At 37.1% G+C, this 23043-nt stretch carries 32 protein-coding genes; all 32 read left to right on the forward strand.

The features are described from left to right. The first annotated feature begins 10 nt into the window (after nt 1-10). The 32 genes from rplV to IGJ11_RS00500 all read left to right on the forward strand — a co-directional run bounded on the left by rplV (nt 11) and on the right by IGJ11_RS00500 (nt 22980). Entirely contained in the window at nt 11-358 is a 348-nt protein-coding gene (gene rplV / locus IGJ11_RS00345; protein WP_002288657.1) for a 50S ribosomal protein L22, read from the forward strand. A gap of 13 nt (nt 359-371) precedes the next feature. Continuing rightward, nucleotides 372-1028: a 30S ribosomal protein S3 gene (rpsC, locus tag IGJ11_RS00350; RefSeq protein WP_010720446.1), complete on the forward strand. Its 657-nt coding sequence runs from the start codon at nt 372-374 to the stop codon at nt 1026-1028. A 2-nt stretch (nt 1029-1030) separates the two neighbouring features. Next, complete coding sequence (gene rplP, locus IGJ11_RS00355; RefSeq protein ID WP_010720445.1) at nt 1031-1465, forward strand: 50S ribosomal protein L16; 435 nt, start codon at nt 1031-1033, stop codon at nt 1463-1465. Continuing rightward, nucleotides 1455-1643 carry a 50S ribosomal protein L29 gene (gene rpmC / locus IGJ11_RS00360; RefSeq protein ID WP_002288664.1) on the forward strand — a complete coding sequence of 63 codons (189 nt, stop codon included), beginning with the start codon at nt 1455-1457 and terminating at the stop codon, nt 1641-1643. Before rplP ends, rpmC begins: the two co-directional genes overlap by 11 nt. Nucleotides 1644-1667: 24 nt before the next feature. Continuing rightward, nucleotides 1668-1934, forward strand: coding sequence for a 30S ribosomal protein S17 (rpsQ, locus tag IGJ11_RS00365; RefSeq protein WP_010720444.1), 267 nt, complete (start codon nt 1668-1670; stop codon nt 1932-1934). A 57-nt stretch (nt 1935-1991) separates the two neighbouring features. After that, on the forward strand, nt 1992-2360 hold the full coding sequence (gene rplN, locus IGJ11_RS00370; protein WP_002288669.1) for a 50S ribosomal protein L14: 369 nt from the start codon (nt 1992-1994) through the stop codon (nt 2358-2360). 36 nt (nt 2361-2396) lie between these two features. Then, nucleotides 2397-2708 (forward strand): 50S ribosomal protein L24, encoded by a 312-nt coding sequence (gene rplX / locus IGJ11_RS00375; RefSeq protein ID WP_010720443.1) that lies wholly within the window; start codon nt 2397-2399, stop codon nt 2706-2708. Nucleotides 2709-2733: 25 nt separating this feature from the next. Further along, entirely contained in the window at nt 2734-3273 is a 540-nt protein-coding gene (gene rplE, locus IGJ11_RS00380) for a 50S ribosomal protein L5 (RefSeq protein WP_002288671.1), read from the forward strand. Nucleotides 3274-3291: 18 nt separating this feature from the next. Continuing rightward, nucleotides 3292-3477 (forward strand): type Z 30S ribosomal protein S14, encoded by a 186-nt coding sequence (locus tag IGJ11_RS00385; RefSeq protein WP_002356214.1) that lies wholly within the window; start codon nt 3292-3294, stop codon nt 3475-3477. A 36-nt stretch (nt 3478-3513) separates the two neighbouring features. After that, on the forward strand, nt 3514-3912 hold the full coding sequence (rpsH, locus tag IGJ11_RS00390; RefSeq protein WP_002288675.1) for a 30S ribosomal protein S8: 399 nt from the start codon (nt 3514-3516) through the stop codon (nt 3910-3912). 31 nt (nt 3913-3943) lie between these two features. After that, on the forward strand, nt 3944-4480 hold the full coding sequence (gene rplF / locus IGJ11_RS00395) for a 50S ribosomal protein L6 (RefSeq protein WP_010720442.1): 537 nt from the start codon (nt 3944-3946) through the stop codon (nt 4478-4480). Between the two features lie 158 nt (nt 4481-4638). Further along, on the forward strand, nt 4639-4995 hold the full coding sequence (gene rplR, locus IGJ11_RS00400; protein ID WP_005880747.1) for a 50S ribosomal protein L18: 357 nt from the start codon (nt 4639-4641) through the stop codon (nt 4993-4995). Between the two features lie 20 nt (nt 4996-5015). Then, the gene (rpsE, locus tag IGJ11_RS00405; protein ID WP_002288681.1) at nt 5016-5516 is read left to right on the forward strand and encodes a 30S ribosomal protein S5; all 501 of its coding nucleotides are present in this window, start codon (nt 5016-5018) and stop codon (nt 5514-5516) included. Between the two features lie 14 nt (nt 5517-5530). Further along, a complete protein-coding gene (gene rpmD, locus IGJ11_RS00410; RefSeq protein ID WP_010720441.1) occupies nt 5531-5710 on the forward strand; it encodes a 50S ribosomal protein L30 in 180 nt (59 codons plus the stop codon). 61 nt (nt 5711-5771) lie between these two features. Beyond that, nucleotides 5772-6212 carry a 50S ribosomal protein L15 gene (gene rplO / locus IGJ11_RS00415; RefSeq protein ID WP_010720440.1) on the forward strand — a complete coding sequence of 147 codons (441 nt, stop codon included), beginning with the start codon at nt 5772-5774 and terminating at the stop codon, nt 6210-6212. Further along, nucleotides 6212-7507, forward strand: a complete 1296-nt coding sequence (gene secY, locus IGJ11_RS00420) for a preprotein translocase subunit SecY (RefSeq protein WP_010720439.1) — start codon at nt 6212-6214, stop codon at nt 7505-7507. Before rplO ends, secY begins: the two co-directional genes overlap by 1 nt. 59 nt (nt 7508-7566) lie before the next feature. Further along, complete coding sequence (locus IGJ11_RS00425; RefSeq protein ID WP_010720438.1) at nt 7567-8214, forward strand: adenylate kinase; 648 nt, start codon at nt 7567-7569, stop codon at nt 8212-8214. A gap of 191 nt (nt 8215-8405) precedes the next feature. Continuing rightward, entirely contained in the window at nt 8406-8624 is a 219-nt protein-coding gene (gene infA, locus IGJ11_RS00430; protein ID WP_002288695.1) for a translation initiation factor IF-1, read from the forward strand. A gap of 32 nt (nt 8625-8656) precedes the next feature. Beyond that, the gene (gene rpmJ / locus IGJ11_RS00435; RefSeq protein WP_002288710.1) at nt 8657-8773 is read left to right on the forward strand and encodes a 50S ribosomal protein L36; all 117 of its coding nucleotides are present in this window, start codon (nt 8657-8659) and stop codon (nt 8771-8773) included. Nucleotides 8774-8790: 17 nt separating this feature from the next. Next, entirely contained in the window at nt 8791-9156 is a 366-nt protein-coding gene (gene rpsM / locus IGJ11_RS00440; RefSeq protein WP_002288713.1) for a 30S ribosomal protein S13, read from the forward strand. 27 nt (nt 9157-9183) lie between these two features. Beyond that, the gene (gene rpsK, locus IGJ11_RS00445; protein ID WP_002288714.1) at nt 9184-9573 is read left to right on the forward strand and encodes a 30S ribosomal protein S11; all 390 of its coding nucleotides are present in this window, start codon (nt 9184-9186) and stop codon (nt 9571-9573) included. A 79-nt stretch (nt 9574-9652) separates the two neighbouring features. Continuing rightward, nucleotides 9653-10591 carry a DNA-directed RNA polymerase subunit alpha gene (locus IGJ11_RS00450; RefSeq protein WP_005880735.1) on the forward strand — a complete coding sequence of 313 codons (939 nt, stop codon included), beginning with the start codon at nt 9653-9655 and terminating at the stop codon, nt 10589-10591. Nucleotides 10592-10618: 27 nt separating this feature from the next. Further along, on the forward strand, nt 10619-10999 hold the full coding sequence (gene rplQ, locus IGJ11_RS00455; protein WP_005880733.1) for a 50S ribosomal protein L17: 381 nt from the start codon (nt 10619-10621) through the stop codon (nt 10997-10999). Nucleotides 11000-11271: 272 nt separating this feature from the next. Then, nucleotides 11272-12111: an energy-coupling factor ABC transporter ATP-binding protein gene (locus IGJ11_RS00460; RefSeq protein WP_034697737.1), complete on the forward strand. Its 840-nt coding sequence runs from the start codon at nt 11272-11274 to the stop codon at nt 12109-12111. After that, a complete protein-coding gene (locus tag IGJ11_RS00465) occupies nt 12087-12956 on the forward strand; it encodes an energy-coupling factor ABC transporter ATP-binding protein (RefSeq protein WP_207431788.1) in 870 nt (289 codons plus the stop codon). Before IGJ11_RS00460 ends, IGJ11_RS00465 begins: the two co-directional genes overlap by 25 nt. Then, nucleotides 12946-13743 carry an energy-coupling factor transporter transmembrane component T family protein gene (locus IGJ11_RS00470; RefSeq protein ID WP_010720435.1) on the forward strand — a complete coding sequence of 266 codons (798 nt, stop codon included), beginning with the start codon at nt 12946-12948 and terminating at the stop codon, nt 13741-13743. Before IGJ11_RS00465 ends, IGJ11_RS00470 begins: the two co-directional genes overlap by 11 nt. Before the next feature lie 15 nt (nt 13744-13758). After that, a complete protein-coding gene (gene truA, locus IGJ11_RS00475) occupies nt 13759-14508 on the forward strand; it encodes a tRNA pseudouridine(38-40) synthase TruA (protein ID WP_063626400.1) in 750 nt (249 codons plus the stop codon). A gap of 381 nt (nt 14509-14889) precedes the next feature. Next, entirely contained in the window at nt 14890-16038 is a 1149-nt protein-coding gene (locus IGJ11_RS00480; RefSeq protein WP_242697137.1) for a hypothetical protein, read from the forward strand. Between the two features lie 361 nt (nt 16039-16399). Then, nucleotides 16400-19090, forward strand: coding sequence for a hypothetical protein (locus tag IGJ11_RS00485; protein ID WP_207431790.1), 2691 nt, complete (start codon nt 16400-16402; stop codon nt 19088-19090). Nucleotides 19091-19400: 310 nt separating this feature from the next. After that, complete coding sequence (locus tag IGJ11_RS00490; RefSeq protein ID WP_096709759.1) at nt 19401-19739, forward strand: hypothetical protein; 339 nt, start codon at nt 19401-19403, stop codon at nt 19737-19739. A gap of 344 nt (nt 19740-20083) precedes the next feature. After that, nucleotides 20084-20515 (forward strand): hypothetical protein, encoded by a 432-nt coding sequence (locus IGJ11_RS00495; RefSeq protein WP_251849584.1) that lies wholly within the window; start codon nt 20084-20086, stop codon nt 20513-20515. 182 nt (nt 20516-20697) lie between these two features. Beyond that, nucleotides 20698-22980 carry a hypothetical protein gene (locus IGJ11_RS00500; RefSeq protein ID WP_438772240.1) on the forward strand — a complete coding sequence of 761 codons (2283 nt, stop codon included), beginning with the start codon at nt 20698-20700 and terminating at the stop codon, nt 22978-22980. The last annotated feature ends 63 nt before the right edge of the window (nt 22981-23043 follow it).

A 23043-nucleotide genomic window follows, 5' to 3' on the forward strand; every position in this document is an offset into this window, starting at 1 on the left:
ATAAAACCAAATGGCAGAACAAATCACATCAGCTAAAGCAACTGCAAAAACAGTTCGCACTTCACCTCGAAAAGCCCGTTTAGTAATTGACCTTATCAGAGGTAAAAGTGTTGCGGATGCAATTTCAATCTTGAAATTCACACCAAACAAATCTGCTGGAATCATTGAAAAAGTATTGATGTCAGCAGTTGCGAATGCAGAAAACAATTTTGACTTAGATGTTGAAAACTTGGTAGTATCTGAAGCATTTGTTAACGAAGGACCAACAATGAAACGTTTCCGTCCACGTGCAAAAGGATCAGCTTCTCCAATCAACAAACGTACAAGTCATATCACGGTAGTCGTATCAGAAAAATAAGGAGGGATAATCAGTGGGTCAAAAAGTACATCCAATTGGAATGCGTGTAGGCATCATCCGCGACTGGGATGCTAAATGGTATGCTGAAAAAGAGTATGCAGAGTTCTTACACGAAGATTTAAGAATCCGTAAATTTATTTCAACTAAACTTGCTGATGCTGCTGTATCAACAATTGAAATCGAACGTGCTACAGGCCGTGTTAACATTTCAATTCACACAGCAAAACCAGGTATGGTTATTGGTAAAGGCGGATCTGAAGTCGAAAACCTAAGAAAAGAATTAAATAAATTAACTGGTAAAAGAATCCATATCAACATCGTGGAAATCAAAAAACCAGATTTAGATGCAAAATTAGTAGGTGAAGGAATCGCACGTCAATTAGAAAATCGTGTTGCTTTCCGTCGCGCTCAAAAACAAGCCATCCAACGTTCAATGCGTGCTGGCGCTAAAGGGATCAAAACTCAAGTATCTGGACGTCTAAACGGTGCGGACATCGCTCGTTCAGAAGGATACTCAGAAGGAACTGTTCCTCTTCACACATTACGTGCGGATATTGATTACGCATGGGAAGAAGCAGATACAACATACGGAAAACTAGGAGTTAAAGTGTGGATCTATCGTGGAGAAATTCTTCCAACTAAAAAAAACACTGAGAAAGGAGGGAAATAATCATGTTAGTACCTAAACGTGTAAAACACCGTCGTGAATTCCGCGGAAAAATGCGCGGGGAAGCCAAAGGTGGTAAAGAAGTAGCATTCGGTGAATACGGTTTGCAAGCTGTTGATTCACATTGGATCACTAACCGCCAAATCGAAGCTGCTCGTATCGCAATGACTCGTTACATGAAACGTGGTGGGAAAGTATGGATTAAAATTTTCCCTCACAAATCTTATACTGCCAAAGCAATTGGGGTACGTATGGGTTCTGGTAAAGGGGCACCTGAAGGATGGGTTGCACCAGTAAAACGTGGTAAAATCATGTTTGAAATTGCAGGCGTGTCTGAAGAAGTGGCTCGTGAAGCGTTACGTCTAGCTTCTCACAAATTACCAATGAAAACTAAGATCGTAAAACGTGAGGAAATGGGTGGTGAATCGAATGAAGGTTAAAGAAATCAGAGAATTAACCACTGCCGAAATGCTTGATCAAGAAAAACAATTAAAAGAAGAATTGTTTAATCTTAGATTCCAATTAGCAACAGGTCAATTAGAAAACACTGCACGTATTAAAGAAGTACGTAAATCGATTGCACGCATCAAAACTGTATTGCGTGAACAAGCTAAGTAATTATGGAAGGAGGCCATTAAGCGTATGACTGAAGAAAGAAATCAACGCAAAGTTTATCAAGGTCGCGTGGTATCTGACAAAATGGATAAAACCATTACAGTTTCTGTTGAAACAAAGAAAAACCACCCTATCTATGGCAAACGCATGAACTATTCTAAGAAATACAAAGTGCATGATGAAAACAACACAGCTAAAGTTGGCGACATCGTGAAAATTATGGAAACTCGTCCATTATCAGCTACAAAACGTTTCCGTTTGTTGGAAGTAGTCGAAGAAGCAGTTATTATCTAATAACACGAGATTTTCCTATATAGATTGAATGCAAAATCTGAAAGGAGGATACACAACGTGATCCAAGCAGAAAGTCGTTTAAAAGTCGCTGATAATTCAGGCGCACGTGAAATTTTGACGATCAAAGTCCTTGGTGGTTCTGGTCGTAAAACTGCTAACATCGGTGATGTGATCGTTGCTACGGTTAAACAAGCAACGCCAGGTGGGGTTGTCAAAAAAGGTGACGTCGTAAAAGCCGTTATCGTTCGAACAAAATCAGGAGCTCGTCGTACAGACGGTTCATATATTAAATTTGATGAAAATGCTGCAGTGATTATTCGTGATGATAAAAGCCCTCGTGGAACGCGTATCTTTGGGCCGGTTGCACGTGAACTACGTGAAAACAACTTCATGAAGATCGTTTCACTAGCACCAGAAGTTTTATAATCTTGAGACACTTATCAAAGGAGGTGCGAAACAGTTATGTTTGTTAAAAAAGGCGATAAAGTTAAAGTTATCACTGGAAAAGACAAAAATAAAGAAGGCGTTGTATTAGCAGCGTTTCCGAAAAAAGATAAAGTCATTGTCGAAGGTGTGAATGTTGTTAAAAAACACCAAAAACCTTCTCAAGCTGCTCCTCAAGGTGGAATTGTTGAGATGGAAGCACCAATTCATGTTTCTAACGTGATGGTGATCGACTCTACTGGCGTAGCTGGCCGAGTTGGCTACAAAGAAGTAGATGGCAAAAAAGTCCGCGTTTCTAAAAAAACCGGTGAAGTTTTAGATAATAAATAAGTTTAAGGAAGGAGGGGCTTACTGAATGAACCGCCTAAAAGAAAAATATCTTAAAGAAGTAACTCCATCATTGATGGAAAAATTTAACTATAGCTCTGTTATGCAAACACCTAAAGTTGAAAAAATCGTCATCAACATGGGTGTTGGTGATGCGGTATCAAACGCTAAAAACTTAGATAAAGCAGTTGAAGAATTAACTTTGATCACTGGACAAAAACCAATGATTACTAAAGCTAAAAAATCAATCGCTGGATTCCGTTTACGTGAAGGAATGCCAATTGGGGCAAAAGTTACCTTGCGCGGAGAAAGAATGTACGAATTTCTAGACAAATTGGTTTCAGTTTCTCTACCACGTGTACGTGACTTCCATGGTGTAAGTAAAAAAGCCTTTGACGGTCGTGGAAACTATACTTTAGGTATTAAAGAACAATTGATCTTCCCAGAAGTAGATTACGATTTAGTAGATAAAGTACGTGGTATGGACATCGTTATTGTAACGACAGCTAACTCAGATGAAGAATCTCGTGAGTTGTTGACACAATTAGGCATGCCATTCCAAAAATAATTAAAGGAGGCGAACTACGTGGCTAAAAAATCAATGATTGCTAAAAACAAACGCCCTGCAAAACATTCAACACAAGCTTACACTCGTTGCGAACGTTGCGGACGTCCACATTCAGTTTATCGTAAGTTCCATCTTTGCCGTATTTGCTTCCGCGAACTTGCCTATAAAGGTCAAATTCCCGGCGTGAAGAAAGCTAGCTGGTAAAAAAGTAAATTCGCATAAGAAGGAGGTAAAAGATCAATGGTCATGACAGATCCAATTGCAGATTTTCTAACTCGTATCCGTAACGCAAACATGGTTAAACATGAGTCTTTAGAAGTTCCTGCATCAAAAATTAAACGTGACATCGCTGAAATCTTAAAACGTGAAGGTTTCGTTCGTGATGTTGAATATATCGAAGATGACAAACAAGGCGTGATCCGTGTTTTCCTAAAATTTGGTAAAAACGGCGAACGTGTTATCACTAACTTAAAACGTATCTCTAAACCAGGTTTGCGTGCTTATGTCAAAGCTGACGAAGTACCAAAAGTATTGAACGGTTTAGGTATCGCAATCATTTCGACTTCTGAAGGTGTTGTTACTGATAAAGAAGCTCGTGAAAAAAATATCGGCGGCGAAGTTATCGCTTACGTATGGTAATCAACTAGAATTTACAAGGAGGTGTCTTTAAGTGAGCCGTATTGGAAATAAAGTTGTTGTGATCCCTGAAGGAGTAACAGTTACTCAAGATGGAAACAACATTACAGTTAAAGGACCTAAAGGTGAATTAACACGTACTTTCTCTTCTGATATCAAAATGAATATCGAAGGAAACGAAGTGACTTTCACTCGTCCAAATGACAGTAAAGAAATGAAAACAATCCATGGAACAACTCGTGCTAACTTCAACAACATGGTTGTAGGTGTTAGTGAAGGATTCCAAAAAGCATTAGAATTGATCGGGGTTGGGTACCGTGCGCAATTACAAGGATCAAAACTTGTCTTGAACGTAGGTTACTCACATCCAGTAGAAATCACACCACCAGCTGGCGTAACTGTTGAAGTACCAGCTAACACACAAGTAATTGTTAAAGGTGCGAACAAAGAAGAAGTTGGCGAATTAGCTGCGAACATTCGCGGAACTCGTCCTCCAGAACCTTATAAAGGTAAAGGTATTCGTTATGTTGGCGAATATGTACGCCGTAAAGAAGGTAAAACTGGTAAATAGTTTAGAAAAATTGCATAGAAGCCAGCAGCAGGAAAAAAGGATTTTGCAGAAGTTTACCTTCATTCAAAAGAAATTTAACTTGTGCCGCAGCTTCTATTTTTCGAGACTTTGGTGTTTCTGCCTAAGTGCAGTACAATAAAATTAAAGAGGTGACAATTGTGATTACAAAACCAGATAAGAACAAAACACGTCAGAAAAGACATCGTCGTGTACGTAACAATATCTCTGGTACTGCTGAGCGCCCACGCTTGAACGTTTTTCGTTCTAACAAAAACATCTACGCTCAAATTATTGATGACGTAGCGGGTGTAACGCTAGCAAGTGCCTCTACCTTGGATAAAGAAATTTCAGGTGGAACAAAAACAGAAGCAGCACAAGCTGTCGGTAAATTAGTTGCTGAACGTGCAACTGAAAAAGGCATTAAAGTAGTAGTCTTTGACCGTGGTGGATACCTTTACCATGGCCGTGTGCAAGCTTTAGCTGAAGCTGCTCGCGAAAATGGACTAGAATTTTAGGAAAAGGAGGAATACCATTCATGGTTTATATCGATCCAAAACATTTGGAATTAGAAGACCGCGTTGTTGCAATTAACCGTGTAACAAAAGTTGTTAAAGGTGGACGTCGTCTACGTTTTGCTGCTTTAGTTGTTGTCGGTGACAAAAACGGACATGTAGGATTTGGTACTGGTAAAGCACAAGAAGTACCTGAAGCAATCCGTAAAGCAATTGAAGATGCGAAGAAAAACTTAGTTGAAGTACCTATGGTTGGTTCAACAATCCCACACGAAGTCATCGGTGCTTTTAGTGGTGGTAGAATCCTAATGAAACCTGCTGTTGAAGGTTCTGGGGTTGCTGCTGGTGGACCAGTTCGTGCCGTATTGGAATTAGCAGGGGTAGCAGATATCACTTCTAAATCTTTAGGTTCAAATACACCAATCAACGTTGTTCGTGCAACTGTTGAAGGTTTGAAACAATTGAAACGTGCAGAAGAAGTTGCAGAACTTCGCGGCAAATCAGTTGAAGAATTAATCGGATAAGGAGGACAAAAATAATGGCTGAATTAAAAGTTACTTTAAAACGCAGTATTATCGGACGTCCTCAAAACCAACGTGATACAGTAAAAGCGTTAGGTCTTACAAAGATTAACAGCTCAGTGGTTAAACCTGCTAATGAAGCAATCAAAGGCATGATCAACACTGTTTCTCACTTGGTGGACGTTGAAGAAATCTAATTAAACAAACCTAGTATATAGTAAGAAATATGAACTAGAATATTAAGGAGGTGCCAAACCTATGAAACTTCATGAATTAAAACCTGCAGAAGGTTCACGACAAGTACGTAACCGTGTTGGACGTGGTACTTCTTCTGGTAACGGAAAAACTGCTGGACGTGGTCAAAAAGGTCAAAAAGCTCGTTCAGGCGGTGGTGTACGTCTAGGATTTGAAGGGGGTCAAACTCCATTATTCCGTCGTTTACCAAAACGTGGTTTCACAAACGTGAACCGCAAAGATTATGCAGTCATCAACCTTGATGTCCTAAATCGTTTTGAAGATGGTGCTGAAGTAACTCCAGTTGCTTTAGTAGAAGCTGGAATCGTGAAAAACGAAAAATCTGGAATCAAAGTATTAGCTAACGGTGAGTTAACTAAGAAATTGACTGTGAAAGCCGCAAAATTCTCTAAGGCAGCTGAAGAAGCAATCGTTGCTGCTGGTGGGTCAATTGAGGTGATCTAATGTTCAAACTGTTAAAAGATGCTTTTAAAGTAAAAGACATTAGATCCAAAATCCTATTTACTGTTTTTGTTCTATTTGTATTTCGCTTAGGTGCTCATATCACTGTGCCCGGAGTAAATGCTAGTTCATTGCAAAACCTTTCTTCTTTGCCTTTTTTCAACATGTTGAACTTGGTGAGTGGTAGTGCGATGCAAAACTTCTCCATCTTCTCAATGGGGGTTTCGCCTTACATTACAGCTTCGATCGTTATCCAATTGTTACAAATGGATATCGTGCCACGTTTTGTTGAATGGTCAAAACAAGGGGAGGTTGGTCGTAAGAAGTTGAATCAAGCAACTCGATACCTGACATTAGTATTGGCATTTGTCCAATCTGTTGGGATCACTGCTGGATTTAACCAATATGCTCAACTAGGTTTTGTGAATAACCCTAACGTTTCAACCTATGTTACTATCGGTCTGATTTTGACTGCGGGTACAATGTTTGTCACTTGGTTAGGAGAACAAATCACAGAAAAAGGAATCGGTAACGGAGTATCAATGATCATCTTTGCAGGGATCATTTCTCGACTTCCTGAAAGTGTAAAAGAAATTTATGAAGACTATTTCGTAAATATCAATCAATCAGATATCTGGAAATCTGCAATTTTCATTGCTATTTTAATCGTTGCAATCTTATTGATCGTAACGTGCGTTACATTTTTCCAACAAGCTGAACGCAAAATCCCAATTCAATATACGAAACGTGTAGCAGGGGCGCCAACAAGTAGTTATCTACCGTTGAAAGTCAATGCGGCTGGGGTTATCCCGGTTATCTTTGCAAGTTCGTTTATTGCGACACCTAATGCGGTTTTACAAGCATTGAGTGGAAGATTTGGGGCTGAAAACTGGTATAAAATAATGATGCAGATCTTTAACTATAATACTGCACCTGGTGCAACTATTTATACGATCTTGATCGTCGCATTCACATTCTTCTATGCTTTTGTTCAAGTAAACCCTGAGAAATTAGCGGAAAACTTACAAAAACAAGGAAGCTATATACCAAGCGTACGTCCTGGTAAAGGAACTGAAGAGTATGTCTCAAGCTTATTGATGCGTTTAAGTACAGTCGGTGCGATTTTCCTTGGTTTAGTGGCTTTATTACCAATCATTGCTCAAATGATTTGGAATCTGCCTCAGTCCATTGGGTTAGGTGGTACTAGCTTACTGATCGTCATCGGTGTAGCTTTAGAAACTGCGAAACAGTTAGAAGGCTTAATGCTGAAACGTAAGTACGTTGGATTTATCGAGTAAGAAAGCGTGTTGAGGTTTTTCCTCAACACACGTTCTCACATTTATTAGGAGGGAAAACAATGAACCTCATTTTAATGGGGCTACCAGGCGCAGGTAAAGGAACACAAGCAGAAAAAATCATTGATGCTTATCATATTCCTCACATCTCAACAGGAGACATGTTCCGTGCAGCAATGCAAAATGAAACAGCTCTTGGCTTGGAAGCAAAGTCTTATATTGATAAAGGTGAATTAGTTCCTGATGAAGTAACAAATGGAATCGTGAAAGAGCGCTTAGCTGAACCTGATACGGAAAAAGGCTTCTTATTAGATGGTTTTCCCCGTACACTTGAGCAAGCAGAAGCGCTAGATGCAATGTTAAAAGACTTAGACAAAAAAATTGATGCAGTCATCGATATCCATGTTGGTGAAGATGTATTGGTTGAGCGTTTAGCTGGCCGATTCATTTGCAGCAATTGTGGAGCAACTTATCATAAAATTTTTAACCCTACAAAAGTTGAAGATACATGTGATCGTTGTGGTGGGCATGAATTCTATCAAAGAGAAGATGATAAACCTGAGACGGTTAAAAATCGTCTGGCTATCAACATCAAAAATAGTGAACCAATCTTGGCCTATTACAAAGAACAAGGTTTGCTAAACACTATCGATGGTGATCGTGAAATCGATGCTGTATTTACTGATGTCCAAAAAATTATTGAAAAATAGCACGATTGCCCGTAGCCGACTTGCATTAAGCAGTTACTCTTGTCAAGTTCAATAAATTATGATAGAATATGTCAGTCCGACTTCTAGAGAAATCCTCTAGATGATCCATTTTGAGAATTTTGAGGTGGGAACTGCAGTTTCCGCCATTTTATCGTGTGAAAATGCGAAACAAGTACAAGGAGGTACTGTGCGTGGCAAAAGAAGATATGATTGAAGTCGAAGGTACAGTCGTCGAAACTTTGCCGAATGCAATGTTTAAAGTTGAACTAGAAAACGGACACCAAGTTCTTGCTACTGTTTCAGGTAAAATCCGTATGCATTACATCCGTATCTTACCTGGTGACAAAGTGACGGTTGAATTGTCTCCATATGATTTAAACCGTGGCCGTATTACTTATCGCTTTAAATAATTGTACTCCGTAAAACTACAGGAGGTATTATCATGAAAGTAAGACCATCAGTAAAACCAATGTGCGAACATTGTAAAGTAATTCGTCGTAAAGGACGCGTTATGGTGATTTGCCCAGCAAATCCAAAACATAAACAACGTCAAGGATAATTGGAGGTGCAATAAATATGGCTCGTATTGCAGGAGTAGATATTCCTCGTGATAAACGTGTAGTAGTTTCTCTTACTTATATCTATGGTATTGGTAACACTACTGCTAAAAAAATCTTAGCTGATGCTGGTGTATCTGAAGATGTTCGTGTTCGTGAATTAACGAATGAACAAACAGATGCTATCCGTGCAGAAGTAGATAAATTAAAAGTTGAAGGTGACCTTCGTCGTGAAGTGAACTTAAACATCAAACGTTTGATGGAAATCGGTTCATACCGTGGAATCCGTCATCGTCGTGGATTGCCTGTTCGTGGACAAAACACGAAAAACAATGCACGTACTCGTAAAGGTCCAGCTCGCGCTATCGCTGGCAAGAAAAAATAATTCTTAAGTGAAGGAGGTTAGAACTTCATGGCAGCAAAAAAAGTGAATCGTAAACGCCGTGTGAAAAAGAATATAGAAGCAGGTATTGCACATATCCATTCTACATTCAACAACACTATCATCATGATCACTGATACTCACGGGAATGCATTAGCGTGGTCATCAGCTGGTTCATTAGGCTTCAAAGGAAGCAAAAAATCAACTCCTTTTGCCGCTCAAATGGCAGCAGAAACAGCTACAAAAGCAGCAATGGAACACGGATTAAAAACTGTTGAAGTAACAGTTAAAGGACCTGGTTCTGGACGTGAAGCAGCAATTCGTTCATTACAAGCTACAGGTTTAGAAGTGACTGCAATTCGTGACGTGACTCCAGTTCCTCATAATGGTGCCCGCCCTCCAAAACGCCGTCGTGTTTAATGAGTGCCGCTCATTTTGAGTTCTATTAGTAACGTCATTGAACAAGACACTTTTCGTTTTGAAAGGGGTAAAGATAAGAATGATTGAGTTCGAAAAACCAAGAATCGCAAAAATTGATGAAGAAAAAGATTATGGCAAGTTCATCGTTGAACCTCTTGAAAGAGGATATGGGACTACTTTAGGGAATTCCCTACGTCGTATTTTATTATCTTCTTTGCCAGGTGCTGCCATCACTAATATTCAAATCGATGGTGTACTGCATGAATTCTCTACCATTAAAGGGGTAAGAGAAGACGTCACTCAAATCATCTTGAACATTAAAGGCTTAGCACTTAAAATGTATGGTCAAGAAGAAAAAACCCTTGAAATCGATATTACCGGACCTGCTACAGTAACTGCTGGCGATATTATCGTTGATAGTGAGGTAGAAATTCTTAACAAAGATATGTACATCTGTAGCGTCTCTGAAGGAGCTACGTTCCACGCTCGCTTAACAGTGAAGCCAGGACGTGGTTATGTTCAAGCAGATGAAAACAAAAAAGAAGATATGCCAATTGGTGTACTTCCAGTCGATTCAATCTACACGCCAGTTCGTCGTGTGAACTACCAAGTAGAAAACACTCGTGTTGGACACCGTGAAGATTTTGATAAATTGACGATGGAGATTTGGACAGATGGTTCAATCGAACCGTTGGAAGCAATGAGTTTATCTGCAAAAATCATGACAGAACATTTAGACATCTTTGTAAACCTAACTGATGAAGCTAAAAATGCTGAAATCATGGTCGAAAAAGAAGAAACACAAAAAGAAAAAATGTTAGAAATGACAATTGAAGAATTAGACTTGTCTGTTCGCTCTTATAATTGTTTGAAACGTGCAGGAATCAATACTGTACAAGAACTTACAAATAAATCTGAGCCAGAAATGATCAAAGTCCGTAACTTAGGACGTAAATCATTAGAAGAAGTGAAAGCTAAATTACACGACTTAGGTTTAGGTTTACGTAAGGAAGATTAAAACCTTTTACGAAGGAGGGAAACCAACGTGAGTTATCGTAAACTAGGACGCACATCTAGCCAACGTAAAGCGATGTTGCGTGATTTAACAACTGACTTATTAATTAACGAACGTATTGTGACTACTGAAGCTCGTGCGAAAGAAGTTCGCTCAACTACAGAAAAAATGATCACTTTAGGCAAACGTGGAGACTTACATGCACGTCGTCAAGCTGCGGCTTTTGTACGTAATGAAGTTGCTAGCGTACGTGAAGAGAATGAGGACATCGTCATTGAATCAGCTTTACAAAAACTATTTAATGATATTGCACCTCGTTATGCTGAACGTCAAGGTGGCTACACTCGTATCTTGAAGACAGAACCAAGACGCGGTGATGGTGCACCAATGGTTGTCTTAGAACTTGTCTAAAATCACACTAATAACATCACTTTATAGATGATTCTTTTAGAGTGTTATGATGTTGGAAGTTAACTCTTCCGAGTCTAGCTCAGCGCTACTCCCCAAATCTATCGGTTTGGGGAGTATGCACTCATCATAAAGTGTTTTTTTGTACCTTCAATTACCTGTCAAGACATCTAATTGAAGGTGTAAAAAAACACTTTAATTAAAACGGAAACAATTGAAAAATCAGGTGTTTTTTGATAGTGTTAGTAGGAACTTAGGATGGAGAAGGAGTAATTATGGAGCCAATAATTGAATTAGGAAAGATTAATTACAAATATCAACCTGATGACCCTCGTCCAGCATTAAAAGACATTTCATTTACCATCAAGCAAGGTGAGTGGATCGCAATCATCGGACATAATGGATCAGGGAAATCAACACTTGCAAAAACAATCAATGGGTTGCTTCTACCAGAGTCTGGTATTGTGAAAGTTGGCAATCAAACACTTAATGAAGAAAATATCTGGTCGATCCGTCGAATGGTTGGAATGGTTTTCCAAAATCCAGACAACCAATTTGTTGGATCTACTGTTGAAGATGATGTTGCTTTTGGTCTTGAGAACCAAGGTATACCTAGAGAAGAAATGGTAATCCGTGTACAAGATGCGCTAGAAAAGGTACGTATGATCGATTTTGCCAAACGTGAACCAGCAAGACTTTCTGGTGGACAAAAACAACGAGTAGCCATTGCTGGAGTCGTAGCTCTACGTCCAGATATTATTATCTTAGATGAAGCTACTAGTATGCTTGATCCAGAAGGTCGTGAAGAAGTGATTTCCACGATTAAAAAAATCAAAGATGAAAGTAATTTGACCGTCATATCTATCACTCATGATATCGATGAGGCAGCAAATGCCAATCGGATATTAGTGATGAAACAAGGAGAATTAGTCAATGAAGGCACACCAGAACAAATCTTTTCTGCTGGCCCAGAATTGATCAATTTAGGGTTAGATCTTCCTTTTCCTGAAAAATTGAAAAGCGCCTTGAAGCAACGAGGAATTGATGTTCCTAGTGAATATATGACAGAAGAAAGGATGGTGGAATGGTTATGGACATCCGTTTTGAAAAAGTAGATTTCACCTATCAACCAAACACACCATTCGAACAACGTGCATTATTTGAGATTGATTTAATGATTAAAGAAAATAGCTACACAGCCTTAGTCGGGCATACTGGAAGTGGGAAATCAACCTTACTGCAACATTTGAATGCGTTGATTAAACCTACCAGCGGGATCGTACATATTGGCGATCGACAAATCAAGCCCGATACGAATAATAAAAACTTAAAACCCATTCGTAAAAAAGTAGGCATTGTTTTTCAGTTTCCTGAAGCCCAATTATTTGAAGAAACGGTAGCAAAAGACATTGCTTTTGGACCAAAGAACTTTGGTGTCAGTGAGGAAAATGCACGAGATTTAGCTAAAGAAACATTAGCACAAGTTGGTTTAGATGAAACTTACTTAGAGCGTTCTCCTTTTGAATTATCAGGAGGACAAATGCGTCGAGTAGCGATTGCAGGTGTACTTGCTATGAAGCCGGAAGTACTAGTATTAGACGAACCAACGGCTGGACTTGATCCTCAAGGTCGAAAAGAAATGATGGATATGTTCTGGCGACTGCACAAAGAACAAAAAATCACGATCGTATTGGTCACTCATTTAATGGATGATGTGGCAAATTACGCTGATTATGTTTATGTCTTAGAAAAAGGTAGGATTGTAAATAGCGGTCAACCTCATGCAGTTTTTCAAAATCTATCTTGGCTCAAAGAAAAGCAATTAGGTGTTCCGACTGCGACAGAATTTGCGGAAAAGCTGAATAGTCGAACAGCGCTTTTTTCCGAACTTCCAATCACTGCAGATGAATTAGCAGATCAGCTCGTAGCATTAGTAGGGGGACAACCTGATGATGAATAAATTAATTTTTGGTCGATACATGCCTGGAGATTCTTTGATCCATCGATTAGACCCTCGAGCAAAGTTATTAGCAAGTTTCTACTTTATTGGAATTATTTTTTTAGCAAATAATTGGCAGACTTATGCGTTATTAGCTGTTTTCACTTTACTTGCTGTCTTTCTCTCAAAGGTAGATTTCAAATTTTTCATCCGAGGCATCCGTCCTTTGATCTGGTTGATTTTATTTACAGTGGCACTCCAAGTATTATTTACTAGTGGTGGTGCTACCTACTGGAGTTGGGGAATCTTCAATATTACGGAGTTCGGTGTAATGAATGGGCTGTTTATTTTTTGCCGATTTGTACTAATCATTTTTATGTCTACCTTATTAACATTAACGACTCCACCTTTGGAATTATCTGATGCGATTGAGTATTTACTTCGCCCATTAAAAGCAGTTCGCTTTCCGGTGCATGAAATTTCGTTGATGCTTTCGATTGCTCTACGATTCGTACCAACGTTGATGGATGAAACAGAGAAAATCATGAATGCACAACGAGCCCGTGGGGTTGATTTTGGTGAAGGAAGTCTAGTCCAAAAAATGAAAGCAGTTATTCCTTTGCTGATTCCTTTGTTTGTTAGCAGTTTTAACCGGGCAGAAGATTTAGCGACTGCCATGGAAGCGAGAGGATACCAAGGCGGCGAAGGAAGAACAAAGTACCGCATACTGCATTGGCATCAACGAGATACGATGGTCCTTGTTGTTTTTGTCTTGATGACCATTGCATTAGTCTTTTTAAGAAGTTGATGAGTAGGTGAAAGTATGACACGTTATAAAGCAATTATTGCCTATGATGGTACCCATTTTAATGGTTTTCAGAAGCAACCAAATGGTCGTACTGTCCAAGAGGAAATGGAAAAAACGCTAAAGAAAATGGCCAATGGAAAAGAGATCACTGTCTTTGGTTCTGGCCGTACTGATGCAGGGGTCCATGCGATGGGGCAAGTGATCCATTTTGATTATCCTGAAGAACGACCTTTAGAACGTATGCGTTTTGCATTAGATACGCAATCGCCAGAAGATATCGCAGTTAAAGCCGTTGAGATCGTCTCAGATGATTTTCACGCGCGCTATTTAGTAAAAGAAAAAACTTACCAGTTTCGGGTCGATATTGGAAAACCACGCAGCCCGTTTCGTCGGCATTATGCGAGTTATTTCCCCTATCCACTTGATTTATCGAAAATTCAACGAGCATTGCCTGATTTAATAGGTACCCATGATTTCACTTCTTTTTGTGCTTCTGGAAGTTCAATCGAGGACAAAGTAAGAACGATCTATGAAGCAAAGATGGAAGTCAATGAAGCCGGGGATGAGTTGTTATTTACTTTTCGTGGGAATGGTTTCTTGTACAAGATGATTCGGATCCTTGTCGGTACGTTGCTGAAGATTGGGAACGGGCGACTCTCAGAGGATAGTATACCCGAAATCATTGCGAAAAAAGATCGAAATGCTGCAGGACCCACAGCTCATCCAGAAGGGTTATACCTGTATGAAGTGGTGTATGATCAATAAAGAAAAGTTCCAAATAGATCCTATTGGAGGTAATAAACTTCAAAAAAGGATGAGAGGGTTAAATGGTTAAGAGAAAATAGCTCTTTTTATGAATCCATAAAGACCTTTCATTCACACGTTCCGTTTAGAGAAAAAATATTTCTCTAAACGGAACGTTTTTTTATTTTTTTATGAGTTTTAACTCTCCAAAAATAATAACAGTAACAAGGTATTACTAGTATATAAGTAGCTAAATGATCAATTTTATAGAAATATAAAATAACTATTATTTAAAATAACAATCGAAATAACATAAAGTATATAAAAAAGAAAAAGTTGTTGCTAAAGAGAGGATTCTTTTCTTTATAATAGAACCTAATGAGCGAAAGGAGAATAAATGATATGAGCAATGAAAAATTAGATCAGAATACTTTAATCAGCATACTGGGAGAAGTACATGAGGAAAAACCCTTTATTGAGACGAGACTAGATGAGAAAGAAAATTTTAAAAACGCTATGGGTAATATTTTCCAACAAAACGCATACATACAGCCAAAAATAGTAACACCAGACCCAGCAAAAAATTCGGCAAACAATAATCCATCAGTACTATCGAGTGCGCAGATGGAAAATCCAACTAGCATATTAGGAGAAACAACCGGTTCAAAATCGTTTATGGCTATGACAGCAGCTGAGAAAAAAAATTTTAAAAATGCTATGGGTAATATATTCCAACAAAAGCTAACCATACAGCCAAAAATAGTAACACCAGACCCAGCAAAAAATTCGGCAAACAATAATCCATCCATACTATCGAGTGCGAAGATGGAAAATTCAACTAGCATATTGGGAGAAACAACCGGTTCAAAATCGTTTATGGCTATGACAGCAACTGAGAAAGAAATTTTTAAAAACGCTATGGGTAACATATTCCTAAAGAACCTGCCCATACATCAGACAACAGTAATACCAGTGCCAATAACAAAGGAATCGTCAAAAACTAAACCTTCTGATCAAGGAGAGCATAGAAGAAAATTCGTTGATGTATTAAACCAAATAAAGTTAAATAATCCAGTAGCACAAGAAAGAACAGCAGAGTCTGCAAAAAAAGAATTTACAGAAAACACCTCTTTGATATTACCGAGTGAGGAGAAGTCAGGACAACCCGAGTCAACAAGAATAGATCTTACGGAAAACAATTCTTCGAAACTATTGAGCGGAGAGAAGCCAGAACAACCCGAGCCAGCAAAAAAAGAATTTACAGAAAACATCCCTTTGACATTACCGAGTAAGGAGAAGCTAGAGCAACCTGAGCCAACAAGAACAGATCTTACGGCAAACAATTCTTCGAAACTAGAAGTTGATCAAGAAAAGCATAACAATAAAACCAATCAACTGGTACCAAAAACAAATGTCAAAGCATTAACTAAGTTTTTTGAAACAAAGAGTTCTATAAACGAAGCTTGTGATAGAGCAAAACAAGGTGCGGAGTTAGAAAAAAATAGAATTTCCCAAAATACTGTGACAAATGGACAATCTTTATCTAGGTAATAGCTGATAATCAACCCTTAAATAAAGAAGTCAGATGGATTTTATACGGCTAGTGAGTACACCTGTTGTTTAATTATTTGAGAACGTACCATAGCTACTCAAGGTGAGCCATTTTTGTAGGATAGAATGCTTCAATTCATGATTTTGTTTTATGAATATGCGAATCGAGATCAGTACTCAGCTAAATATTGGAAGAGTAGATATGAAAAATAATGACTAGATATTAAGTTAGACGATGTGTACGAATGTCGAACATTTTTACTAAGCGAAACATAAATTTTAAAAAAAAGAAAAAATAGGTAAAGGAATGATTGGATTTTAGTATACAATATGGACTAACTTAACGGAGGGAGATTTTTTAATGGAAAATAATCAGGAAACATTGGAGACTATACATGGAGACCTTATAGCGATAGCTAACAATCTAGGATTTTATGATAGCGAAACATTTCATAAAAAAATAAGTGAAGAAACAAAGAAAACGTTATCGAAAGACAATAAGCAATTAACCAAAGAAAAACTAGAAGTAGCAGTGATGAACTTAACTGAAATGATACCGAATACTATAAAAACTAAACTAAAGGCAGATGAAAGGCTAGTAGCAAGTAAAAGCTCACGTTTATTTACACGTGCTGTAAGCGAAAAAAAGCAAGATTCAGATGGTATTTTACAAGATATACTAGCATATAACAAAAGTATTAGTGATGGAGTGGAATCACTGAAGAAAGCTAGACCGCATGAAAGAGAACAGCTAATTAGTTCAATTGAAGAAGGTTGGGAAGCTGCTAAGAACAATTTGAACCTATTAAAAAAAGACGAGGGTATTGCCCCTGATGGAATGACTAACACTGCAGTAATAGAATCTCTATTATTTCAGAGAAAGAATTTTTTAAATACATATCACATGATACATCAAGTAAGGGAACAACTTGGTTTAAAACAAATTCGAAGGCAAGATTTAAGCGTTGGTGCTAATAGCCAAAACTCTTCGGTTAGTTTAGTAGAAGGGGTTAAAATGAAATTTAAAGAATTCCAAAAGAAACGACAAGAGAGTCTAAAAAACAGTTCAGAGGACAACACAATACCTAGTTCCCAATTTACGAGTCAAGAACAAAACGGAAATCCTGCTGTTGATGATAATGTGTATGACGAACCAGTTGAATATGGTGAAGTAGGCATTTATGGGGAGAACGAAAATCCTGAGGAGCTAAATCCTCGTTCAAATGCTGTTGATGATAATGTGTATGGCGAACCAGTTGAATATGATGAAGTAGACATTTATGGGGAGAACGGGAATCCTGAGGAGCTAAATCCTCGTCCAAGTGCTGTTGCTGCTCATGTGTATGGCGAATCAGTTGAATATGGTGAAGTAGACAGTTATAGGGAGAACGGGAATCTTGAGGAGCTAAATCCTCGTCCAAGTAATGCTTCTACCACGTCTTCAATATCTTTTAGCATCTATGATGAAGTTGCGGATATTAATAATGATTATGAAGTCGTAGATAATAACCGGGATCAAGGTCCAAAACCTGAACTTTGGCAATCCATGAACTCTTTAAGAAAGGAAAAGCAAAAACTATATAAAGAGATCATTCAGTTATCTAAAGAACATAAAGTAGGTACAAAAGAATTTTCTGAAAAAGTAGAGAGATTACTAGATATTCGCTATAAAATCGCCATAAAAAAAGAACTGATTCAAAAGGTTGGTTTTGATTTCACAAAAATTTTAAATAATTCTAGATTGTTAGGTAGAGACAATCCAGACATGATAAACAAATATGATGATGCAATCAGTAATTTTATAAACCAAAAGAAAACTGATATACCACAAGTAACAACTGACAATACTAAAGATGATAATAAGAAAAAAATAGCTAAATTATATCAGGAAATGAAACATCAATTTAATACCGATAAAACATTGTCTGGAAGAAAATCGGCTGAAGATATTTATCCGCTTATAGTAGAAGCATTGAACAAAAATATACCTAATAACTTATCGACCTATGATTATTACGATTTGAGTAAAAGTAAAACGTTGAAAAAGGCCGGTCTTCATAAATGGGGAAATGTTGAGAAGATATTGGATGCTTCGAATCGATTAAAGTTTAATTATCCGTCACCTGATACTAAAAACTTGCAGTACGTTAAACAAAGCAAAAAAGAGTTAAAGGAACTTGAATTGGTTTTCAATAAACAAGTTACTAAATTTTATAAGCTTTTTAAAAATGCTAAAACTTCACTAAATAAGGATGTGCATGAAAAAGAATTCATCACTAATCTAAGCAACTTACGTGACATCCATCATCAACTTGAGACTAGAAAAACGATCGAACGCATGCTTGGGATGGACTATGAGAAATTTTGTCACAAATTTGCTGAGCGAAACAACGTTGATCCCCAAAAAATCATTCATGCATGGCAGGAGACAGCAGCAACGCAATTAAAAGATAAAAGTCCTAATCTGGTGGATGATTTTACACAGGAGGTTAGCAAAAGATTTCAGGATGTGACAAGGAGTGCTGACCCGCTATCAGTTGGGAAGTTGAATGAATTTTTTAATATGGATCTATATAAGGCTAGAATAGCGAAGAAATATTTAGACTCCAAAAAGGTTGATTATGCTCAAGATAGAGCTTGGATTATTAATAAGGTCAATTATATAAAACGATTGGATAAAGAGGGATCATATAAAAGGGCGAATGAAGAGTTCATAAAGCTACTACCAGAAATAGATAAGCTACTTAATCAATACACGCTAATCGAACAACCATTTTATCACATTAATACCCCTATTAATGAGTGTCCTACATTAAAGAACTTAGGAATTAAAGATTGCCGTGAGTATTTACCAGATCCTGTGAAAAAAATAGAACCCCTTTACGCTGAAGTGAATAAAAATAAGGGAATGAATCCAGAAAATGCCCAAGGACGATTATTAAATATAATAAATGGAGCACAAAGTAAAGTACAGCAGGATGCGCAAAATCAACAACTTGATCCGTCTAAAGGAAAGCCTAGTAATGATTTATTAAGAGAGACTAGTGTCTAATTTAAATTATAAAATGTAAAACAAACAGTTAAAGAATCTAAAACCATTTTTGTACCGATCCCTAAAGATTAGCTCAAAAACTAACTTCTGGGGGTCGGTAGTTTTATGAATAAATAGATAAAAAAGTAAGGGACAAAAAAAGACACCACAACATTATAATTTACCTATGACATAAAGTCTGAAAGAGCGAAGGGAGAAAAAATTTATGGAAAATAAGCAATCAATAGGACAAGGTAAGCACCATGGAAAATAAAAAGAACGATGGTATCCCTAAAGAGCAGGCAATGCGATCCGATCCAAGTATCATCAAATGACAATAAAACAATTGCAACAAACAAAAAAAGAATTGTATAAAACTATTATTGCGTTATCTAAAAAAGGGGAGGTAAATACCGAAACATTTAAAGAAAATCTATCTAATTTGTTGGAAATAAGATATCAACTTGCAATAAAAAAAGAATTTGAACAAAGTATTGGTGTAGATATTTCCATTTTTTATCAAAAAGAGTCATTATTTACTATGCCAGCTATAGAATCAAGTTTGGAGCAAACTTTAGAATCAATACAACCTTTAAATCAAATTTACAAAAATAAAATGACTGAACTTTATCAAAAAAACCAGCAATCATCAGAAGGTCCTTCGGTATAATTTACCATCAACAAATAGTTTTTCTAATAGTCGATCGAAACCTGTAACTAGAAATGATCGTTCTTTTTAACTAATAGATAAATAAAGCATCAAGAGTGGCAGAAGCATTCAGCCAGGATGTATCATTTGTGTTATTTTATTTTTGGAGTTCCTAATTGGAAGACTCAGGTAAGCTCGCGTACTACGGGTAAATTCTAAAATAGATCAATCAGTTTACTGAATCCTCTTTTACTATACAGAACTTAAATTTTAAAAATAAAGAAAAAAATGGACTAGGAACCACTTGTTTTGAGTATATAATGTGAAGGACTTAGTAGGTTTATTAACGGAAGGAGAGTTATTTTATGGGAACTGAAGAAGATAAATATCTAGGAACATCAAGCTTTAACCGTATTACTTACCATCAAAGTTTTGACGATAGTTCGGATTCTGAGGATGAGTTTGAACAAGCTGCAGACCCAAGGGAGAATGCTGGGGCTAACGAAAACCAAGCTATGATCGTTGACTATAGTAAGCTAACAATGAAAGAGTTGAAACACGAGAAAGAAGATTTGTACAAAGAAATCATCCCAGCTTATGAAGAAGGGGATTTGGATACCAATCAATCGAAAGAAAAATTACGTAACTTGTTAAACATACGATACCAAATTCTTGCTAGAAATCAGCTTAAAAAACAATTCGGTATTGATGTTCACGCTTTGTATCATAAAGATCATTTGTTTGATGATCGAAGCGTAGAAGGGCAACCATTGAATCAAACATACAAAAAAAAATAGTTGCTCTTTCTAATGGAATCTCAGACCCTCCAGAACAATCAGTAGATTATTTAGATAAACCATCAAAAAAAGATCTAAAAGAAATTGGTGAGCTCTATAAGCAAATAAAGAAGTTAAAAACAAAAGATTTAGAAAAAGCAAGGAGTTTAGTTAAGCTTTTGCATAACAAACTTCAACCTGAATTGAATAAAAAATTACAATACCTAAATGATCGACATAGCTATGACTATTACGATCTAAGTCGAAGCAAAACTTTACAAAAAGCAAGGATACACGATATAGATAGTAAAAATATACTTATAACAAATAGCAAAGAACGTTTAACTCATAGAAGCTATAATCATAAAACATTTGACTTTGACATCCATACTAAAAATAAGAAGGAACTAAAGCAACTAGAAGAGAAGTACAATAAATCACTTGCTTCGTTGATTAAAAAATCAAGAAAGCAAGAAGTCCCTGGTTTGAATGAGCGTATTAAATGGACTATAGGACAACTACGTGATGTCCGTCTTCATCTTTATGTCGTAAGAAACGTGGATCGTGTTTCTAGTATTGACCTGCGCGAGTTTTGTGAAAAATATGCTCCAAGAATAGGGGAAAATCCGCAACGACTCTATCGGTCGTTTCAATTGACACTGGCAGATCATTTAAAAACGTCGGGGTCTAGCTTAAGTGAAAGGCAATCTATTGATAAAAAATATCAAGAATTAAAAAAAGAGGATAGTGAAATAAACTGGAATGAATCGAAGAAGAAGATAAACGAACTCTGTTCCCAAATATTCCGGGTACTTAAACATAATGGCTTGATAGAAGCTAACGCCTATAAGTACAAAAATGACTTAGAAAATAATAGTCCTATCTATAAGCTATTTGAAAAAGAGATTGAAGAGATCAAAAAGACTACATTAGAAAATGCTGTTCCTGAAATTTCAAAAGAACGAAGTGAGTATGTAGAATTAGGAATAAAAGATTTGAGGAAAACAAAAAAGAAATTATATGATGAGATTATTACGGCGTATCGAAACGGGTATGGAGACACTCCAAGCTTTAAAGAAAATTTACGAGATTTACTAGAAGTTCGTTACCAAATTGCAATGAAAAAAGGGGTGAAACGAAATGTTTTTAGCCTAATGACAAAAGCGGAAAATTCAGTCGCAACAAAAAGCTATAATTATTACGATCTCAGCACAAGCAATACGTTAAAAAAAGCAGGTATACATAACATAGATAGTAAGATGATTCTCAGTAAGGAAAATGAATACACATTAAATGAACAAGATCAAGAATATCTTACAAAAAATGAGCAAGAATTGGAACAAGAATTAGCTGATTTGAAAAATCTGAAGAATACACTTGATAAACAATCAAGTGAACAAACAGATCCTCGGCTGAAAAAGCAAATGGAAGTGGGATTAGCTGAATTAACAGCTCAAATAGAGGACACTTCTCTTCATCATCGTGTATTGCGAGATATAAACGAATTTGTTGGTATTGACCTCCAAGAGTTTTGTGAAAAATATGCTCGAAGAGTAGGGGAAGATCCACAAAAATTACATTATATGTTTCAAAAAAAAGCAGTAGAAAAATTAAAAACGTATAATGGAAATGTTGAAGAAACAAAGTCAGAATTAAAATTTGTTGCTGAGAGCTACGAGAGCATAAAACAGGATGATAAAAAAAAATACTGGAAGAAAGCGAATAGGGAGATAAACACCCTTATTTCAAAAATAAACAATGTATTTGAAACGGATGAGTTAACCGAAAATCAACACTTACAGGAACCACGATTATCTGTGGAAGAAGGACAATCAAGTAGAAGTAGTTTTGATCAATCCGCTCGTAGCTCTCAAGCCGGCTCCGAATTTTCAATTAGTAGTAGTTTATTGGATAAAGCAAATCCAGAAGAAACAAATTTATATCTAGAAGCGAGAAATACTACATTAGCTAGTGAGATAAAAGGAGTAACAGACGGTTTAGGCAAACCCGCTTGTAACTTTAAAACTGGCTCCAATACTTCAAACCAGAGTAGTTTAACAGATAAAGAGATTAATCCAAATCCAGAAGAAACACAGCTTAGTGGAAACAGCAAGGAAGAAGGAAAAACAGGCAGTTTAGATCAACATACCTCTCAAACCAAAAAAACAGGTGGCATGCCTTTGTTTAGACCTACATATTTGAATAATATCGGTGACTTGCAAAACAACCCAATATATCAAAGAATCGCTAGACAATTAAGTAATGAAGTGGGGAATAATGGCAAGTTTAATAACGGAGAAGTGTATAACAGAAAGGTAGATAACGGTAGATTGAGTAATGGTCAGCAAAAAGAACTTAGAGTAATTTTAGGAAACTATGGCACACAGGAGGTCAAAATAGATTCGCAGTCTGAAAGACCTACAGCATCTCGAAATCTTGTAAGCCGGGTAAATAATCCTAAGGGCGCCGTTGGGTACGACAGATGAGTAATCAATAAACCAGAACATTTAACTTTTTAACTTCGTTGAGGAATGATCAGAAATTGATGT

The organism is Enterococcus sp. DIV0691 (assembly GCF_051711145.1).
Lineage (GTDB): Bacteria > Bacillota > Bacilli > Lactobacillales > Enterococcaceae > Enterococcus_B > Enterococcus_B hirae.

Excerpts from the sequence above, each read along its gene's own strand:
- rplV (WP_002288657.1), top strand. The coding sequence starts at position 11 with ATGGCAGAACAAATCACATCAGCTAAAGCAACTGCAAAAACAGTTCGC.
- rplP (WP_010720445.1), top strand. The coding sequence starts at position 1,031 with ATGTTAGTACCTAAACGTGTAAAACACCGTCGTGAATTCCGCGGAAAA.
- rpmC (WP_002288664.1), top strand. The coding sequence starts at position 1,455 with ATGAAGGTTAAAGAAATCAGAGAATTAACCACTGCCGAAATGCTTGAT.
- rpsQ (WP_010720444.1), top strand. The coding sequence starts at position 1,668 with ATGACTGAAGAAAGAAATCAACGCAAAGTTTATCAAGGTCGCGTGGTA.
- rplX (WP_010720443.1), top strand. The coding sequence starts at position 2,397 with ATGTTTGTTAAAAAAGGCGATAAAGTTAAAGTTATCACTGGAAAAGAC.
- rplE (WP_002288671.1), top strand. The coding sequence starts at position 2,734 with ATGAACCGCCTAAAAGAAAAATATCTTAAAGAAGTAACTCCATCATTG.
- rpsH (WP_002288675.1), top strand. The coding sequence starts at position 3,514 with ATGGTCATGACAGATCCAATTGCAGATTTTCTAACTCGTATCCGTAAC.
- rpsE (WP_002288681.1), top strand. The coding sequence starts at position 5,016 with ATGGTTTATATCGATCCAAAACATTTGGAATTAGAAGACCGCGTTGTT.
- rpmD (WP_010720441.1), top strand. The coding sequence starts at position 5,531 with ATGGCTGAATTAAAAGTTACTTTAAAACGCAGTATTATCGGACGTCCT.
- rplO (WP_010720440.1), top strand. The coding sequence starts at position 5,772 with ATGAAACTTCATGAATTAAAACCTGCAGAAGGTTCACGACAAGTACGT.
- secY (WP_010720439.1), top strand. The coding sequence starts at position 6,212 with ATGTTCAAACTGTTAAAAGATGCTTTTAAAGTAAAAGACATTAGATCC.
- IGJ11_RS00425 (WP_010720438.1), top strand. The coding sequence starts at position 7,567 with ATGAACCTCATTTTAATGGGGCTACCAGGCGCAGGTAAAGGAACACAA.
- rpmJ (WP_002288710.1), top strand. The coding sequence starts at position 8,657 with ATGAAAGTAAGACCATCAGTAAAACCAATGTGCGAACATTGTAAAGTA.
- rpsM (WP_002288713.1), top strand. The coding sequence starts at position 8,791 with ATGGCTCGTATTGCAGGAGTAGATATTCCTCGTGATAAACGTGTAGTA.
- rpsK (WP_002288714.1), top strand. The coding sequence starts at position 9,184 with ATGGCAGCAAAAAAAGTGAATCGTAAACGCCGTGTGAAAAAGAATATA.
- IGJ11_RS00450 (WP_005880735.1), top strand. The coding sequence starts at position 9,653 with ATGATTGAGTTCGAAAAACCAAGAATCGCAAAAATTGATGAAGAAAAA.
- IGJ11_RS00460 (WP_034697737.1), top strand. The coding sequence starts at position 11,272 with ATGGAGCCAATAATTGAATTAGGAAAGATTAATTACAAATATCAACCT.
- IGJ11_RS00465 (WP_207431788.1), top strand. The coding sequence starts at position 12,087 with ATGGACATCCGTTTTGAAAAAGTAGATTTCACCTATCAACCAAACACA.
- IGJ11_RS00470 (WP_010720435.1), top strand. The coding sequence starts at position 12,946 with ATGATGAATAAATTAATTTTTGGTCGATACATGCCTGGAGATTCTTTG.
- truA (WP_063626400.1), top strand. The coding sequence starts at position 13,759 with ATGACACGTTATAAAGCAATTATTGCCTATGATGGTACCCATTTTAAT.
- IGJ11_RS00480 (WP_242697137.1), top strand. The coding sequence starts at position 14,890 with ATGAGCAATGAAAAATTAGATCAGAATACTTTAATCAGCATACTGGGA.
- IGJ11_RS00485 (WP_207431790.1), top strand. The coding sequence starts at position 16,400 with ATGGAAAATAATCAGGAAACATTGGAGACTATACATGGAGACCTTATA.
- IGJ11_RS00490 (WP_096709759.1), top strand. The coding sequence starts at position 19,401 with ATGACAATAAAACAATTGCAACAAACAAAAAAAGAATTGTATAAAACT.
- IGJ11_RS00495 (WP_251849584.1), top strand. The coding sequence starts at position 20,084 with ATGGGAACTGAAGAAGATAAATATCTAGGAACATCAAGCTTTAACCGT.